The sequence below is a fragment of the Clostridium luticellarii genome (assembly GCF_002995845.1).
GTDB lineage: Bacteria > Bacillota > Clostridia > Clostridiales > Clostridiaceae > Clostridium_B > Clostridium_B luticellarii.
Window position 1 is genome coordinate 26,519 of record NZ_PVXP01000007.1, and the last position, 17,040, is coordinate 43,558.

Sequence of the window (17,040 nt, forward strand, 5' to 3'; positions counted from 1 at the left end):
CCATCACCTTCTATTTATGTTTTTATCTATATCCACTACATACGCTATGACCTTCGCCACTGCATCATATAGTGCAACAGGTATGTAATCCCCTACATCTACATTGCTCAAAAGATCCGTCAGCTCTTTGTCATAGACTACAGGCACATTACTCTCTCTTGCTTTATTTAATATATTATCTGCTATCTGCCCTATACCTGCAGCAGTAACTATAGGCGATTCATAACTCTGTTCGTATTTTAAAGCCACTGCTTTTTTTCTCTCACTCATTTTTCTCTTTCCTTTCCCTGCTCCCTATCTGTGACAAATCCTAAGCCCTTGTATTTATTATACCCATTTCATTATCCTGAAAAAACTCCCTGCAAGTTGATATATTCATATCTTCCACTTTTTCATGAAATTTTACATCTATATTATAACCTATATCCGACAAGCTCTCCAGTATTTTTTCACGTCCCCTATCCAATAAACCAAGCCACTTTTTATTACATTTGATATCTATATCCATATTGTAATTACTTACAGACAAATAGGCATCTACCACTCCCATATTTTCAGTACTTATAGAAGCTGCTATCTTTACATTTGTGGAATCTATTTTCTTTCCCTTTCCTCTTTCATCCCTTATTATAAGCTTGCACTGATAATTCTTTTGATTTAAATTTATGGGCAGATCCATATAATAATAGGAATTGGAAATGGTATTGAATATTTTGAAATCATTTATATTATTATTCAATACATAATTTATATTTTCAGAAGAATCATTTTTCCCATTATTCTTTTGATCCAGAATTCCCTTTATAATGTCTTTCATATCATTGGTCTTTATATTTATTTCATCCTTTATCTGCCCTGCAATTTGATCTATGTCTTCCCGGTTTAACATGCCATCCTTACGTGATATATGAGGCATAATCTTATCTTTTACAAAAGAGCCTAAAATAGTTCCAGAATCCTTACCTATGCCTTTTTCCCCGCTGTCAGCTGCAGCATTATTATTTACTTCTCCCTGGTTAAGAGTTTCTATAGATTTATTTTTTATATTGATTTTCTCACCGGCGTTTTCTCCGGAATCAGGTTTTTGAGCATGGTCCAGAATTTTCAAAATATTCACTTTTTCACCTGTATTGTCTTTTTCACCCTGCTGCACTGCTGATTGATTTTTGCCATAGACATTCACCTGCTCATCTGCCGGGCTGTTCACTACATTCTTAGAAGCCTCCTGAAGCTGTACAACTGACTGGTTCTTACCGACGGCATTCATTTGATCGTCTGCCGTGCTGTTTACTATACTCTTAGAAAGATTCTGAAACTGACTGCTTTCCTGAACAATATGTTTGGGCAAAAGCTGCCCCATGGTTTTAACCTCACTGTATATAGCCCCCTGGTTTTTAAATATGCTGTTAAAACTTTTTATGTTGTCCTCGCTTAGCTCCAGATTGTTTTCTATAAAGGTAAGCAAATCACCCGTAGTCATATTTTTCAGCTGACCGAAAAAGTTTTTCAGAGTAGTATTTACGAAGTTTCCCTCTTCGCTGTTGGGTGACAGATTTTTGCTTGCTAAATATTTCTGAATAAATGCATCCTGTTCTGCTGGATTCTGTTTCACTTTATCTATAAACTCCAATATGCTTTTTATATTTGAAATATTGTCTTTTGTAAGGGGAATATCTCTTTTAACCATTTTATCTATCAGATCATAGTCTTCACTGCTGAAATTTAAATCATTTTCCTTAATAAACAGGCTTATCAGATCACTGCTGTTATTGCTGTTCTCTCCCGAGTTAACAATCCTCAATTTAAGTTTTCCATCTTCAAATCCTTCTACTTCCAGCCTTATCAGTTGGTTCTCCAATATATTTTGAAAGTTTTCCAGCTGTCCCGAGAACTGCCAGCCATCCAGGAGCTTTAGAAGTATTTCCCCCGTAGATCTATTCAGCTGCATGATCCTGGCGGAAAATTTTTCTCCCACTTCAAAAGATAGTTTTGCGGATATCTTCTTATTATTTACATTATAGGTGCTATTTATATTCCATATTCCTGCCAAATTCATCACCCTTTATAATTTACTAAAAATTTTTTGCTCTATATACATTTTATCGTACGAAATCTATATTTCATAATAAAAAAATCCGGAAACATGCCGGATTTTCTTATTATGAATCATTATATTCAATTAATTTTTATTTTCTGCCAGATTTCCATCCTTTGCCTGCTCCTGCTTCAGTATTGGAGATACACTCTTATAGAGAACAAGCGTTAGAGCTGTGAGGACTATTCCTTTCAGCAGATTAAATGGTACAATGGCAAATAATACCAGCGTATTTAAGTCAGTTATACTTCCATTTATCTTTCCTGCCATCGCCACCACTTGACTTATAGGAAAATTAAGTACTTTTTCATAAAGAGGAAGCAGTATAAAATAATTTAACAATGCAGCTGCTATGGACATAGTTATTGTTCCAGCCCCCAGGCTGACCATTGCTGATTTTTTAGTCTTCTTTTTACTGTATATATACCCTGCTGTAAAAACCAAAACCGAACCCACTGCAAAATTAGCAACTTCTCCTATGAAAGCAGTCTTTCCATTGAATATTCCATGAAGTATATTCTTTAAAAATTCTATGGCAATTCCCGATCCTGGTCCCAGTGCAAAAGTTCCCACCAAAGCTGGAAGATCGCTTATATCAATTTTGAGAAAAGACGGGAATATTGGAACTGCAACCTCTATAAACATGAGAAGAAACCCTATTACTCCAAGTAATGATACTTTCACCAACCTGTTTAATTTATTACCTTTCATCAGTTAACCCCTCCCAAGATACACAATATAATCTTCCAGGTGAGTAAACATAAAAAAACCCGATACATAAATATCAGGGCTGCCAAACATTACATTATCACTTCTTTCATCCAGACTTTACTGTCGGCCTCGGAATCTCACCGAATCATACCATTTACGGCTCGCGGGCTATACCGCCGGTGGGGAATTACACCCCGCCCTGAAGATTACTTTTTAAATTTTCAAATTCATTATAATACTTTTCATCTCATATTTCAATATATTTTTTAATATCATTGTAAAAAATGCAGTATTTTGATATATAATTAAATTGTAAAATGCAGATATTAATAGAAAATATATAAGGTTAGGTGATGATAGCATGAAACCTGTACACATGTTTGTAACAAGCTGGTGTCCTTACTGCAGGCAGGCACTGTCCTGGATGAAGGAAATTCAAAGTGAAACTCCAGAATATAAAAATATAGATGTGAAAATAATCGATGAAGAAAAGCATCCTGAAATAGCGAAAAAATATGATTATTATTATGTGCCTACATATTTTGTGGGAGATACCAAGATTCATGAAGGGGTTCCATCCCAGGAGATCATAAGAGAAGTTTTTGAAAAATCCCTCCACTAGAAAACTGCAGACAAAAGAGGATTTGGTGACTTAAAAAAGCACCAAATCCTCTTTTGCCCCTCAGGCTTCAATTTATTTCATGCTGAGTGAAATTCTCTTTCTCTTTTCGTCCACCTCAAGTACGGTCACCTGTACTACGTCTCCCACCTGCACTACATCAAGTGGATGTTTTACAAACTTATCTGAAAGCTGGCTTATATGTACAAGTCCATCCTGGTGTACCCCGATATCCACAAAAGCTCCAAAATCAGCTACATTTCTCACCGTTCCTGTAAGTACCATCCCGGGTTTAAGCTGACTTATCTCCATGATGCCTGTCTTGAGTACCGGCTTTGGAAGTTCTTCTCTCGGATCTCTTCCAGGCTTTTTTATCTCCTTCACTATATCCTTTAGAGTGGGTATCCCTATATTGAGTTTTTCAGAAAGAGTTTGCATTCCTACCTTTTCCAATCTGTCATCTATATGGGAGACATCTTGTTTTTTAAGATCCTCTGCAGTATACCCCAAAGTCTTTAAAAGTCCTCTCGCTGCATCGTAGGATTCAGGGTGTACTGAAGTGTTATCCAAAGGCTCAGCACTTTCCATTACTCTTAGAAATCCGGCACACTGCTCAAAAGCCTTGCTGCCAAGTCTCTTCACCTTTAAAAGTTCCTTTCTGCTTTTAAATTTTCCATTTTCCTCTCTATAAGCCACAATATTAGCTGCTATAGTTGAATTTATACCTGATATATAGGATAAAAGAGATGGTGTTGCTATATTTAAATCCACTCCCACACTGTTTACACAATCTTCTACCACACCTTTCAAGGATTCATCCAATTTTTTAGGAGCAATATCATGCTGATACTGTCCCACTCCTATGGATTTAGGATCTATTTTCACCAGCTCCGCAAGCGGATCCTGAAGTCTTCTTCCTATGGATATGGCACCCCTCAAGGAAACATTTATCTCCGGATATTCTTTTGCTGCAAGTTCAGAAGCAGAATAGATGGAAGCTCCCGCCTCAGACACTATGACATAATAGAGATCCCTGTTTTTCTCCTCTTTTACTTCTTTTACAAGCCTTCCTATTATTTCTTCAGATTCTCTGCTGGCAGTGCCATTCCCAAGAGATATCACATCAACACTGTATTTATAAACCAGTTCTTTGAGCTTTCTCATGGATCCCTCTATATCGTTTTGAGGTGCAGTAGCATAAACTATAGCAGTATCCAGGAGTTTACCGGTATCATCCAGTACGGCAATCTTGCATCCATTTCTAAAGCCCGGATCATAGCCAAGTACATTTTTACCTTTTATAGGAGGCTGCATCAGCAGTGCCTTTAAATTGGCCTTGAATATCTTTGTGGCCCCTTCTTCTCCTCTGTCTGTGAGTTCAGATCTTATTTCCCTTTCAATAGAAGGATAAATAAGCCTTTTTAGAGAATCTTCCACGCTTTTTTCTATGTATGAATCAGTTATACTGCTGCCCTTTAAACATTGATTTTTCAAATATATTATTATATCATCCATATTACAGGTTATTTTCACTGATAAAACCTTTTCTCTTTCACCCCTGTTTATGGCAAGTACTCTGTGGGCAGGAATGGATTTAACCTGCTCCCTGTAATCATAATACATCTCATAGGGGGTAGGCTCTTTGCTTTCTCCTCTTGTTTCAATCACACCACTGTCATGAACAAATTTTCTTATCCATTTCCTATACTCAGCCTTGTCTGAAATAATTTCACTTATTATATCCACAGCACCCTCCAGTGCCTCCTCTGCGGACTGCACGCCTTTTTCCCCATCCACAAACTGTTCTGCATATTTTTCCAGGTTTTCTTTAAAATCCCCCTTCAAAATCACCCGTGACAGCGGTTCCAGACCTTTTTCCTTTGCAATAATGGCCCTGGTTCTCTTTTTTGGTTTGTAAGGTCTGTATATATCCTCTACTTCCGTAAGAGTAGCGGCATTCTCTATAGATTTTTTCAAATCTGCTGTGAGTTTATTTTGGTCTCCTATTATTCTTATTACATCTTCTTTTCTGCCCTTAAGATTTCTGAGATATACAAGCCTTTCTTCAAGCTTTCTCAAAACCACATCACTCATACTTCCAGTCAGCTCTTTCCTGTATCTGGCTATGAAAGGCACCGTATTCCCTGAATCCAGAAGTTCAATTACATTATCTACGTATTTTTTATTTATTCCCAGCTCAAGTGCCAGGATATCTGTTATATTATCCATATTTTCCTCCTGATAGATTTTTGCCTGAAATAAGACAGCTAAAAATATATTACAACAGTTATATACGTCTTGGCAAATTAATATATTTATAAAGACATTAATTGGAGAGGTTTGTTTACAATGAAAAATTTCATGCTGCATTTATTACTTGCCCTGTTGTGCCTTGTCTGCTCTTTAAGCTTTCAATACTGCTATTTCATAACTCCACTGGATTCAGCTCAGGTAAAACACAATATATCCTATTTATCCTCTGATTCATTTAGGGGAAGACTTCCAGGTACTTTAGAAAACTATCAGGCGGTAACTTTCATAAAAAATTACTTTGAAAGCCAGCACTTAAAACCCTATAAAGACAGTTACCTAGAAAAATTCAGTGTACTTTACCCCAAAAGAATAGAAGGCACTCCCTATCTCAGAATAATGGATCAAAACGGCTTCATAGTAAAACAATATAAATATGGAACAGATTATAAAGAGGATATGCTGAACTTCAGAGACAATAAAATATCCTTTAAAAAGTCCGATATTCTGTTGGAAAAAGGAAATGCCTTTCAAGTACACAATGGAAATAAATATTTTATATTCTATAATCCTGAAGATGATAACCTGAATTTCAGAAGTTCCTTTATGGCAAACTCCAGTCAGTCCATGTATATAATGATACAAAAACAAACTGCCCGGGACATAAAAAAATATATAGATTCCGGATATGAAGTCAGCTGTTTTATACCTTTTGAGAACAAATTAACTTCCATATACAACGTAATAGGGTACATAAAAGGGAAAGATCCAAATCTTCCGCCGCTTGTTCTATCAGCACATTTTGATCACCTTGGTACTGATCTGTCCGGGAAAGTATACCGCGGATCTCTGGACAATGCCTCCGGCACCTCTTTTTTACTGGGACTCGTAAAATATATAAACTCTCTTGGTAAACCTGACAGAAATATAATAATAGCATCCTTCAATGCAGAAGAATTCGGCTGCCTGGGTTCAAAAGAATTTGTCCAAAAGTACTCAAAAGAATTAAAAGGCGGCAGAGTAATAAATTTTGACATGATAGGCAGCAATAAAAAAATACCCTTAACCATAATGGGAGGAAGATGGGACACAAAAAACTCCGGCTTCATATATGAAATAGCTGACTTGTGCCTTGAAAACAAAGTGAATTTTAAATATATATTTCAAAATTCCAGTGATCATGAATATTTCAGAGCTTATGCCATAGACGCAGTTACCCTGTCAGACGAAGACATGTCAAAAATACATACACCAGAAGATAAAGAACAGTATATAGACACGGCCTCCATAGACAGATGTTTCAACATAGTCTCAAAAGAAATAATAAACTATTCGTTCCACAATAATTTCTTTGTTTTATATTGCGGCAGGCTATTTATATTATCTTCTATAGGTATAATTTTAATGCTGAGGTCTATTGGAAAAAGGTTTTAGAGAATCCTTTTTGAATTCAATAAAACACATTATCACTGCGGTAACCAAAAATATAATTGATCCACAGCTGAAAAAGCCAAATTTTCCACCGAATTTTTCCATCACTGCGCCTGCAAAGGCGCTGCCAAGAGGAGTACTTCCTATATTCAACAAAGAATATATGCTCATTACCCTGCCCCTGTACTTATCCTCAGTGTTAAATTGAATTATGGTATTGGCTTTATTTAAAAAAGTAAGATTGAAAAATCCTATGAATACAAAAGTTATGCCTGCAGATATATAATTTTTCGTAAACAAGGTCATTATCTGCAAAACTGCAATTATAAAGGAATTTACGATGAGATAATATTTACCTCTGACTCTTCTGCCCTGTCCTGCCATAAACATAGCTCCAAGCAGGGAACCCAGCCCTATAAGGCTCATCAGCAAACTATAAGTTCTGGCTCCGCCCTCCATGACTTCTTTTGCAAAAACAGGAACAATAACATTGCTGTTGAACGCAAAAGTACATACTATTGCCATCATGAACATGGTGGACATCAATATTCTTTTATGCACTGTATACAATACACCATCTTTCAGATCTTTAAGCAGATTGGATTCAGTGCTTCTAATTACGGGATTCCCCATATGCTGTATCTTGACTATCCCATATATTACAGGTATGAAGCTGACAGCATTCACCAGGAAGCACTGAAACGCTCCAAGATCATCCATTATTATTCCTGCCGCCGCAGGTCCAATTATACGTGACATATTGAACACGGTGGAATTTAAGGATATGGCATTTGGCAGATCACTTTTTCCCACAAGCTCAATAAAAAAGGACTGCCTGGTGGGCATATCAAAGCTTGTTATAACTCCATTTATAGCAGCCAGCGCCGCAAGTACCCAGTATTTACTTTCTCCCATATACACAAAAAAGCTCAATGCAAAAGCCTGGAGCATGTAAGATACCTGGGTTATAAGAAGTATCTTCTTCTTGGGATGTCTTTCCACTATCACACCGCTTAAGAGAGTTATTAAAAGCACCGGGGCATATTGAAACACACCTATGAGCCCAAGCAGGAAAGGAGAATTGGTTACTTTATAGACGTACCAGCTCAGTGCCGTATTCTGAATCATGGTTCCCATGAGCGACAAAAATTGTCCGGATAAAAAATATCTAAAATCTCTATGATTAAGTGAAATAAATGTACCTTTGAACCTCATCTCAGTGCCCGCTGCCATATAGCCCCTCCCAACTGTTTAAAATTAATATACTGCCTGATATTAAAATCTGACAGTATATTAGAATTATACCTATTTTGTTTGCTGTTTTAAATATCCTTTTATAAAATCATCTATATTACCATCCATTACGGAAGATATATTTCCACTTTCAACACCTGTCCTGTGATCTTTCACCAGGGTATAAGGATGGAATACATAGGATCTTATCTGACTTCCCCATCCCATGTCTTTAAGCTCTCCAGTTAAATCCTCTATCTTATCCTTATGTGCTCTTTCTTTAAGCTCTACCAGCTTGGATTTCAACATTTTCAGTGCCTGCTCCCTGTTGTAATGCTGACTTCTTTCATTCTGACACTGGACAACTATACCTGTAGGTATGTGGGTTATTCTTACGGCGGACTCAGTCTTATTTACATATTGTCCTCCTGCACCTCCTGCCCTGAAGGTATCCACTTTAAGATCCTCGGGTCTTATATCTATATTCTGACTCTCTGTAAGTTCAGGAAGCACCTCCACCGATGTAAAAGAAGTCTGTCTTTTTCCATTTGCATTGAAAGGAGATATTCTAACCAGTCGGTGAATTCCCTTCTCTGCTTTTAAATATCCATAGGCAAATTCTCCAATAATCCTGAGAGAAACACTTTTTATTCCAGCATCATCCGCAGGAAGCATATCCAATGTCTCAATTTTATACCCTTTTTTTTCCGCCCATCTTGTATACATCCTTAGAAGCATTTCTGTCCAGTCCTGGGCATCTGTTCCTCCCACTCCCACATGCAGATTCAATATGGCATTATTCCTGTCATATTCACCGCTTAAGAGGGTTTCAGTTTTCAATTCTTCTATTTGAGACTGTATATCATCTATTTCACCCGAGATATCCTTAAGTGAAATACTCTCATCTTCCGATGCAATTTCAATAAGAACCCTGGCATCTTCTATCCTTTGAAGAAGACCCTTGTATTCATTGAGTTTATCCGCAAGATTTTTTTCTTCACTGGATATTTTCTGGGCTTCTTCTATATTATTCCAGAAATCTGCCTCCTGCATTTTCATCTGAAGCTCTTCTATTCTGTTTTTAGAACCTTCTATGTCAAAGTGAATCCCTTATTTGCTCTATACTCTGTTCCAAATCATTCAATCTACTTAGATCTTCTTCCAGCTGAAATATCATTTAATCACTCTCCATTATCTATCTGTAATTTTAACTAGTTCTTCCGCAGCAATTTTTATATTTTTTACCGCTGCCACAGGGACAAGGATCATTTCTTCCCACAGTCTTTGCCTTCCTCACAGGTTTTTTCTTTACCACACTGTCTTCCTGCTGATTAGTGCTTACGTTTCTAACTACTCTTTCTCTTTCCGGTGCCTTCTCTATTTGTACATGAAGCAGATACTTGATGGTATCAACCTTGATATTGTAGATCATTTCATCAAACATCTGGCTGCCCTCAAACTGATATGCCTGGGCAGGCTCCTGCTGCCTGTAGGCTCTGAGTCCGATAGCTCTCTTTAAATGTTCCATGTCATCTATGTGATCCATCCATCTTGTATCAACAACCCTGAGGAGAATAACCCTCTCGATTTCCCGCATCTGTTCCGAAGTAAATTCCTTTTCCTTCTCTTCATACATCTTTATGCCTATATCTGTAAACTTAGCCTTAATTTCTTCATTGGAAAGATTTATAATATCTTCTTCCTTGACGGAACCCTTAGGTACATAGATTTCTTCCATATAGTCAATCAATTTCGTTATTTCATCATCAAATTCCTCTTCTACACCGGATATATGGGAATCCACAACAGAAGATACCAAATCCTCTATCATCTTCAGCATATCTTCCTTCAGATCTTCTCCTTCAAGAACCTGAGATCTCTGTCTGTATATGATCTCCCTCTGCTTATTTATAACATCATCATACTGAAGAAGCGTCTTTCTTATATCAAAGTTATTTCCTTCCACCTTTTTCTGTGCATTCTCTATAGCATTTGTAACCATTTTGCTCTCTATGGCTTCGTCATCTTTAAGTCCCAATTTTTCCACTATACCCTGAAGTCTGTCTGAACCAAATATCCTCATCAGATCATCCTCAAGGGATACATAAAATCGTGAACTTCCCGGATCTCCCTGACGGCCTGAACGACCTCTGAGCTGATTGTCAATTCGCCTGGATTCATGCCTTTCCGTACCTATTATCTTAAGTCCTCCCAGAGCAACAACACCTTTTCCCAGCTTTATATCCGTACCACGGCCGGCCATATTGGTGGCTATGGTAACAGTTCCCTTTTCACCTGCATGAGAAATTATCTCAGCTTCTTTTTCATGGAATTTGGCATTCAAAACCTGATGGGGAACTCCCTTTTTTTTCAGCATATCCGAAAGCAGTTCGGATTTCTCTATACTTACAGTACCCACCAGTACCGGCTGGCCTTTTTTATATGTTTCATATATTTCATCGGCTATGGCATTGAATTTTCCCTTTGCACTCTTATATACCACATCCGGAGAATCTATTCTTATGACTGGCTCGTGTGTAGGTATGGCTATTACATCCAGTTCATATATCTCTCTGAATTCATTTTCTTCAGTTCGGGCAGTACCTGTCATACCGGATAATTTATTGAACATTCTAAAATAATTCTGGTAAGTGATAGTGGCAAGGGTTTTCGATTCTCTCTCCACCTTGACCCCTTCTTTAGCTTCTATGGCCTGGTGAAGTCCGTCACTATATCTTCTTCCCTCCATCATCCTTCCTGTGAATTCATCTACTATCAGCACTTCCCCATTTTTCACCATGTAGTCCTTATCCCGCTTCATTATATAATTGGCCTTCAAGGACTGAACCACATAATGCTGTATTTCCATATTTTCAGGATCTGCATAATTGTCAAGGTGAAAGAAGGTTTCAGCTTTTTTTACACCTGTATCCGTAAGTATTACCGCATTTGCCTTTTCATCTACAGTGTAGTCTTCTTTCTGCAGAGACTTTGCAAAGCTGTCCGCAACATTGTAAAACTCAGTTGATTTTTCCCCTTCTCCTGAAATGATAAGCGGCGTTCTGGCTTCATCAATTAAAATTGAGTCAACTTCATCCACTATGGCAAAATTCAATCCCCTTTGAACTCTTTCTTCTTTGTATATAACCATATTATCTCTCAAATAATCGAAACCAAACTCGCTGTTTGTTCCATAGGTTATATCACAATTATAGGCCTCCTGTCTCTGCGCCTGATCCATGTCATGCAAAATAACACCCACTTTAAGGCCCAATGCCTCATATATCGGTGCCATGGAATCCCTATCTCTTTTTGCAAGGTAATCATTTACCGTTACTATATGTACTCCCTTGCCGGTAAGAGCATTTAAATAAGCTGGTGCAGTGGCAACAAGTGTTTTACCTTCACCGGTTTTCATCTCTGCAATTCTTCCCTGGTGCAGCACTATCCCACCGATGAGCTGCTCTTTGTACTGTTTTAAACCCACATTTCTGTATCCTGCTTCCCTGACTACTGCAAAAGCCTCAGGCAATATTGAATCCAAAGACTCTCCTTTGGAAATTCTATCTTTAAACTCATCTGTTTTAGCTCTCAACTCTTCATCACTGAACTGTTCCATTTTGGAATCCATACTATCTATTTTATCCGCTATAGGGATAACTCTTTTTACTTCCCGCTCACTGTACGACTTAAATAATTTCTGAAAAAGTTTCATTTTTTTCATCCTCACCACATTAAATTTTATAAAAATATATGCTTTATAAATTATATCATCTAATTATAAGCTATTCAACTCATAGAAATAATAGTTTACTTTAGTTTAATAATATAAGCTGTATTTTAAGATGCAAAGAAGAGGAAGCTTTTGCTTCCTCTTCAGCTATAATCTAAAATTCAGGTTCTATCAAACCGTAATTTCCGTCCCGTCTTCTATAAACTACATTTACCTCTCCATTTTCAGCATCCCTGTATACAAAAAAGCTGTGACCTAAAAGCTCCATTTGAAGAACTGCCTCTTCCGATGACATAGGCTTCACTGCAAACTTTTTAGTTCTGACTATTTTATGTTCTTCTTCATCTTCTTCCACATCATTTGGTATAAATTGAAACCTTAAAGATTCAGAATTATTTCTTTTTAAAAGTTTCGTTTTCTGTTTGCGTATTTGCCCCTCTAATTTATCTAAAACTAGATCTATTGAAGCATACATGTCACCATTTTCTTCTTCGCCTCTCAGTATAACCCCATTAAAGGGAATTGTAACTTCGATTTTCTGTCTGTTTTTTTGTACACTCAATGTAGCATGTGCTTCTACATCAGGGTTGAAATACTTATCAAGTCTAGACAGTTTTTTCCTCACAACACTTTTCAATGCATCAGTTATCACAATATTTTTTCCAGTTACAGTTATTTTCATATTTTCAGCCCCTTTCTTATTGTTGTTTTAAACAGATTAAATATATTCAGGTTCAACTTGCTTTTCTGTTAATATTATTGTAATACTACTTATTGTAAATTACAATAGTCACCTATTTAAACACTTTCACTTCATATTAAGTGATTCTTAAATTGAATTATAGTTCACTTAAAAAACTGCATAAAAAAACCTGCACCTTGTAAAAAGCACAGGTTTTTTCATAACATCTACCTTAAATTTTGTTCATATGCTTCTATCATTTTTTTAACCATATTTCCACCTATTGAACCAGCTTCTCTAGCTGTTAGATCCCCATTATATCCATTTTTCAGGTTTACTCCCACTTCTTTTGCTGATTCCATTTTAAACTGGTTTAAAGCTTCCTTAGCTTGCGGAACTACTGGTTTATTACTATATGCCATAGTACTCACTCCTTTTTATAGTAAATTTTACTGCTTACAATTACAGTTTGTACATTATCACAAAAATTATTCTAGGTAATTGATGGGTTTTTCAAAAACATCTATTACCAGAAGCATCCTGAAATCATTTCAACCATTTTGGTATCAGTCTGACTCTTTCATTCATAACTAAAACCAGAATAGAGTTTATTGTATCTATCGATTTTGCAGCAAATGCATCGAATCCTCCTAAAAAGGCAAGAGTTCCAAGCAAAATATTGAATAAATTCGATATTTCAATATTTTGCTGTATGGTGCCATATGCTTTCCGAGATAATATTATCAGATCATTTAATTTATTTATATCTTCATCAAAAATTATACAATCTGAATTAAATTTGATATAATCACTGGAACAATCTGCAAAACTGACACTTACATCTGCAGCCCTCATTGATAAAATATCATTTATTCCATCTCCAACCATCATGACAGTTCCCCGGGGTTTTTGCTTCAATACAATTTGGAGTTTTTCATCATTATTACAACGGCCATAGACATTTTCTATTCCCAATTTATCAGCGACATATCTACCCTTCTCACAGCAGTCACCTGTTGCCAGGGATATATTATCTATATGATTGGATCTAAGTTTTTTAATTAAATCACAAGCGCCTTCCCGTATATTTTCCTGTATTACAATTAAACCCACCACCAGGTTATCTACACTTACAAGCATAGGATTATATAGACTATGTTCATAGTACGTATATCTATCCAGCACATCATCCAAAACAATGCTGTTTTCTCTAAGAAAATCATCATCTCCAATCAATACTTTGTGGTTATTATATTTTGTACTTATTCCCTTTGAAGGTACTAAAATTACTTTCTCCAGTTTTTCCCTTACATTATTGAAGTCTGTTTCCCCTGACATATTTCGTGGAGTATCTGTGATTTTCTTACAGCTGTCACTTTCGCAGAAAGCACATATCCTCAGTAAATCTTCATCTGTATAATTTTCATCAAAGGATTCAATATGGGCAATGCTCATATCTTTATAAGTAAGAGTTCCCGTTTTATCAAAAACTACACTGTCAGTAGTGGCAACTTTTTCAAAAGTGTTTGGATTTTTAATATATATGTTATGCCTGCTCATCAAATATACATAATTCTTTAATGCCGTACTCAATGCCAATTCCGATGATGCAGGACACAAAAGCAATATTATTGACAGAGCATTTAATAAATTACCTGTAGCCGCATAATTCAAAACTGACAGCACCACTGCAATAGACACTGCCCTATTCTCATATACTAAAATCTTCTTTCTTAAATGTAATTTATCAACAGAAATATCCTTTTTCTCAAGAGGTTCAGCCAATCTCAATATACGGACTTTAATCTCTCCGGACATTACAATAATTCCCTCATATACTTTACTGCCTTCTTCCACCAGGGATACCAGAGGCTGACCTGTATAGTAAAGACTATTTACTGCAGCTTTTCCCTCCAGAACTTTTCCATCTACAGGGATAACCTCACCTTCATGGACCAGTATAGTATCCCCTATCTGTAATGATTTAACTGAAGTCAATATCTCACTGCCATTATCCGCAGCAATCCAGGCTGTGCCAGGGGGCCTGATTATACTCTTTTTCAGCAGGCACTGACACTTCAAATCTGCAGATGCTTTCATATAATCTTTAAAATCAGTCAGCAAAATCAAGAACAGACCTTCTGTGCTTTCTCTGGAAATGGTCAGAATCAGGCCAGCTAATTTCAAGAAAACATCCGGATGGGGGTACATACGTCCTGCAAGTCTGTTATAAACGCTTCTGAATATGGAATATCCCCCCACTATTGTCACAAGAGACGCTATTTCCACCATGGCAAGGCTGCCGCTTAAAAAAAATTTGCCAAATATCCTCTGCTTGATTTTAAAAAATAAATAGACCAATATGGATCTTATAAAATTGGTTTTAACAATCTCTTTTTTATGTTTAATATTATGGTATGAACTATACTGTCCGAAAACTTCATTATAATCTATTTCAGAAGTCAATGTCTGTTCAATACTGCCTTTAATTGATTTAAGATTTGTCTTCGTTTCATCATATAAAACCAGAATAGTTCCACTATTGTAATTTACTTTGCTGTATTCTACTCCATACAAACCTTCCGTATATACATCGATATATTCCGCCAATTCCTTGTTTAAGTACATTTCATTACATTTAAATCTTACTCTCCCAGGCAGTACACTTAATTCCCTCAACTTTAAAATTCACCCTCCTTACCGGGCATTAAAGATCAATGCTTGAATATCAATGACCTTACTATACGCTTATATAATCTCTTATTATCTATTCTTTCACATTCTTGAAAAAAGAAGTTACCTAAATCCACCATGGATTCAGACCATAATGACAATATTTTTTCTTCAGATGAAGGATTATTCTTGATTTCCTCCAGACTAAAGAGTAACAAGTCCTGCAAAACCGCTTCAGCTTTATTCAAGCTGTCATTTATTAAAATTGCATTAGTCGAAATGCCTGTATTGTTTTCCATTATAAAACTCCTCGTATAATATTTTAATCCGTCAAATAATTGAATTTAATGCGGGGTATTTCATCAAAATTTTTACAAGAGTTAAATCTCAATTTTAAAATCAAAGTCATAAACAGAGTATTTAAAATATAGTAGATCACAGAATATAAGGGTGTTAAATAATTTAATACTGCAAACAGCATTCCCAGTATATTTAATGTAATTGCCGTATTTTCGGTTTGAGTATTTATTTCACTGCAAAAATAACTCAATTTTATCAATGAAGGTAATTTATCAATATTGGAATATTCCAAATTAATATCTTCCTTCAAGCCAGTCAAGTTATTATCTCTGTATAAACATATGGTACAGTTGCTGGATAAATATTTTGATCTATTTTCAAGAGATTTATCTGTAGTTACTAAAATTGTGTTACTACTATCATATTTGTCTGTCATTAAACAATTATTCTCTCTCTCTAAATCATCTCTATCCAATATTTTTATTCCCAATACATAAGCAATATATTGTATAATCCTATCTTCATTGTTTCCGATTATAAATATGTTGCTGATACCCAATGTGCGTATATCATTTATGATTAATTTCATGCTGCTGCTGACCGGATCATTTAATTTCCCTAATATAACCATTTTCTGTACATCATATTTGTTTAAATCCAGAAGGTCTATACTATGTTCATTAAACTCATTTCTAAAAACATCATCTTCTATTAGAAAAGTATCAATGCTGTTGAGAAAGCTCAATGAAGTATTATTTTTCATATATATTTTTTTCATATTCAATTTAACTCGTGAGCAATAATAGGTAAATGCACTCACAGCAAATATAATTCCCGGATAGCCTAGTATAAATACAGAAATTGCATTAGCGGCATTACCTGTAAACAGAAGTATACCAGCAGATATACCTATTGAGGCTCTAAGTATTTTACTGGAGATTCCATACTCATTTCCATACACTTTTTCTGAATGTTTTCTCTTAAATAAAAATAAAGGGTTTAACGCATCAATAAACATCTTCAACAGGGATGAATTATCTTTATTTTCAACAGCTGCTGTCCTGGGACTGTTAAAAGCTTTTTCTACTGCGGTCACTATTTTATCCTCGCTGATTTCAGCGCTGTTGTAATATATGAGAACGTTTCCAGTATTCTTACTGACGCCAGAAGACAGTATGCTGTTATATCCGGTCAGCTCACCTTTTATCTTAAGTGCCATTTCCTTGCTTCCGAGCAAGCCCTTCACATTAACTCTGATTCTACCCGGAAGTGATGAGATGACTTTTACTGTACCTATTTCTAAATCATCCATT

14 protein-coding genes and 1 riboswitch are annotated in these 17,040 nt (G+C 36.0%); of the genes, 2 read left to right on the top strand and 12 right to left on the bottom strand.

Translation table 11 applies throughout. The features are described 5' to 3' along the window. Positions 1 to 3: 3 nt before the first annotated feature. From CLLU_RS04095 to CLLU_RS04105, 3 genes are all read right to left on the bottom strand, one after another. Entirely contained in the window at positions 4 to 270 is a 267-nt protein-coding gene (locus tag CLLU_RS04095; protein ID WP_106008308.1) for an EscU/YscU/HrcU family type III secretion system export apparatus switch protein, read from the bottom strand. A gap of 40 nt (positions 271 to 310) precedes the next feature. Continuing rightward, the gene (locus tag CLLU_RS04100) at positions 311 to 2,056 is read right to left on the bottom strand and encodes a hypothetical protein (protein ID WP_242977466.1); all 1,746 of its coding nucleotides are present in this window, start codon (positions 2,054 to 2,056) and stop codon (positions 311 to 313) included. Between the two features lie 123 nt (positions 2,057 to 2,179). Further along, on the bottom strand, positions 2,180 to 2,806 hold the full coding sequence (locus CLLU_RS04105) for an ECF transporter S component (RefSeq protein ID WP_106008310.1): 627 nt from the start codon (positions 2,804 to 2,806) through the stop codon (positions 2,180 to 2,182). Between the two features lie 94 nt (positions 2,807 to 2,900). Then, positions 2,901 to 3,017, bottom strand: a riboswitch (FMN riboswitch). Between the two features lie 150 nt (positions 3,018 to 3,167). Here CLLU_RS04105 and CLLU_RS04110 point away from each other — a divergent pair. Further along, on the top strand, positions 3,168 to 3,428 hold the full coding sequence (locus CLLU_RS04110; protein WP_106008311.1) for a glutaredoxin family protein: 261 nt from the start codon (positions 3,168 to 3,170) through the stop codon (positions 3,426 to 3,428). Between the two features lie 72 nt (positions 3,429 to 3,500). On the opposite strand, the gene CLLU_RS04115 is transcribed toward CLLU_RS04110, so the two are convergent. Then, a complete protein-coding gene (locus CLLU_RS04115; RefSeq protein ID WP_106008312.1) occupies positions 3,501 to 5,654 on the bottom strand; it encodes a Tex family protein in 2,154 nt (717 codons plus the stop codon). Between the two features lie 120 nt (positions 5,655 to 5,774). Between CLLU_RS04115 and CLLU_RS04120 the strand changes: the two genes are divergently transcribed. After that, positions 5,775 to 7,109, top strand: coding sequence for a M28 family metallopeptidase (locus CLLU_RS04120; RefSeq protein WP_106008313.1), 1,335 nt, complete (start codon positions 5,775 to 5,777; stop codon positions 7,107 to 7,109). Here CLLU_RS04120 and CLLU_RS04125 read toward each other — a convergent pair. The 8 genes from CLLU_RS04125 to CLLU_RS04160 all read right to left on the bottom strand — a co-directional run bounded on the left by CLLU_RS04125 (position 7,077) and on the right by CLLU_RS04160 (position 17,039). Then, on the bottom strand, positions 7,077 to 8,339 hold the full coding sequence (locus tag CLLU_RS04125; RefSeq protein ID WP_242977467.1) for an MFS transporter: 1,263 nt from the start codon (positions 8,337 to 8,339) through the stop codon (positions 7,077 to 7,079). The genes CLLU_RS04120 and CLLU_RS04125 overlap by 33 nt on opposite strands. 72 nt (positions 8,340 to 8,411) lie before the next feature. Then, a protein-coding gene (prfB, locus tag CLLU_RS04130; protein ID WP_106008314.1) for a peptide chain release factor 2 occupies positions 8,412 to 9,516 on the bottom strand; the annotation gives its coding sequence in 2 pieces (ribosomal slippage) (positions 8,412 to 9,449 and positions 9,451 to 9,516; 1,104 coding nt in all). Between the two features lie 30 nt (positions 9,517 to 9,546). Then, entirely contained in the window at positions 9,547 to 12,054 is a 2,508-nt protein-coding gene (gene secA, locus CLLU_RS04135; RefSeq protein WP_106008315.1) for a preprotein translocase subunit SecA, read from the bottom strand. A gap of 172 nt (positions 12,055 to 12,226) precedes the next feature. Then, a complete protein-coding gene (gene hpf / locus CLLU_RS04140) occupies positions 12,227 to 12,754 on the bottom strand; it encodes a ribosome hibernation-promoting factor, HPF/YfiA family (protein WP_106008316.1) in 528 nt (175 codons plus the stop codon). A 227-nt stretch (positions 12,755 to 12,981) separates the two neighbouring features. Next, entirely contained in the window at positions 12,982 to 13,176 is a 195-nt protein-coding gene (locus CLLU_RS04145) for an alpha/beta-type small acid-soluble spore protein (RefSeq protein WP_106008317.1), read from the bottom strand. A 124-nt stretch (positions 13,177 to 13,300) separates the two neighbouring features. Beyond that, positions 13,301 to 15,433, bottom strand: a complete 2,133-nt coding sequence (locus CLLU_RS04150; RefSeq protein WP_106008318.1) for a heavy metal translocating P-type ATPase — start codon at positions 15,431 to 15,433, stop codon at positions 13,301 to 13,303. A 35-nt stretch (positions 15,434 to 15,468) separates the two neighbouring features. Continuing rightward, positions 15,469 to 15,726: a hypothetical protein gene (locus CLLU_RS04155; protein WP_106008319.1), complete on the bottom strand. Its 258-nt coding sequence runs from the start codon at positions 15,724 to 15,726 to the stop codon at positions 15,469 to 15,471. Between the two features lie 23 nt (positions 15,727 to 15,749). Beyond that, entirely contained in the window at positions 15,750 to 17,039 is a 1,290-nt protein-coding gene (locus CLLU_RS04160) for an HMA2 domain-containing protein (RefSeq protein WP_106008320.1), read from the bottom strand. Position 17,040: the final 1 nt, after the last annotated feature.

Bases quoted from the DNA above. Each gene is read 5' to 3' on its own strand.
- CLLU_RS04100 (WP_242977466.1), bottom strand. From the start codon at position 2,056: ATGAATTTGGCAGGAATATGGAATATAAATAGCACCTATAATGTAAAT.
- secA (WP_106008315.1), bottom strand. From the start codon at position 12,054: ATGAAACTTTTTCAGAAATTATTTAAGTCGTACAGTGAGCGGGAAGTA.
- CLLU_RS04110 (WP_106008311.1), top strand. From the start codon at position 3,168: ATGAAACCTGTACACATGTTTGTAACAAGCTGGTGTCCTTACTGCAGG.
- CLLU_RS04125 (WP_242977467.1), bottom strand. From the start codon at position 8,339: ATGGCAGCGGGCACTGAGATGAGGTTCAAAGGTACATTTATTTCACTT.
- CLLU_RS04095 (WP_106008308.1), bottom strand. From the start codon at position 270: ATGAGTGAGAGAAAAAAAGCAGTGGCTTTAAAATACGAACAGAGTTAT.
- hpf (WP_106008316.1), bottom strand. From the start codon at position 12,754: ATGAAAATAACTGTAACTGGAAAAAATATTGTGATAACTGATGCATTG.
- CLLU_RS04105 (WP_106008310.1), bottom strand. From the start codon at position 2,806: ATGAAAGGTAATAAATTAAACAGGTTGGTGAAAGTATCATTACTTGGA.
- CLLU_RS04145 (WP_106008317.1), bottom strand. From the start codon at position 13,176: ATGGCATATAGTAATAAACCAGTAGTTCCGCAAGCTAAGGAAGCTTTA.
- CLLU_RS04155 (WP_106008319.1), bottom strand. From the start codon at position 15,726: ATGGAAAACAATACAGGCATTTCGACTAATGCAATTTTAATAAATGAC.
- CLLU_RS04160 (WP_106008320.1), bottom strand. From the start codon at position 17,039: ATGGATGATTTAGAAATAGGTACAGTAAAAGTCATCTCATCACTTCCG.
- CLLU_RS04120 (WP_106008313.1), top strand. From the start codon at position 5,775: ATGAAAAATTTCATGCTGCATTTATTACTTGCCCTGTTGTGCCTTGTC.
- CLLU_RS04115 (WP_106008312.1), bottom strand. From the start codon at position 5,654: ATGGATAATATAACAGATATCCTGGCACTTGAGCTGGGAATAAATAAA.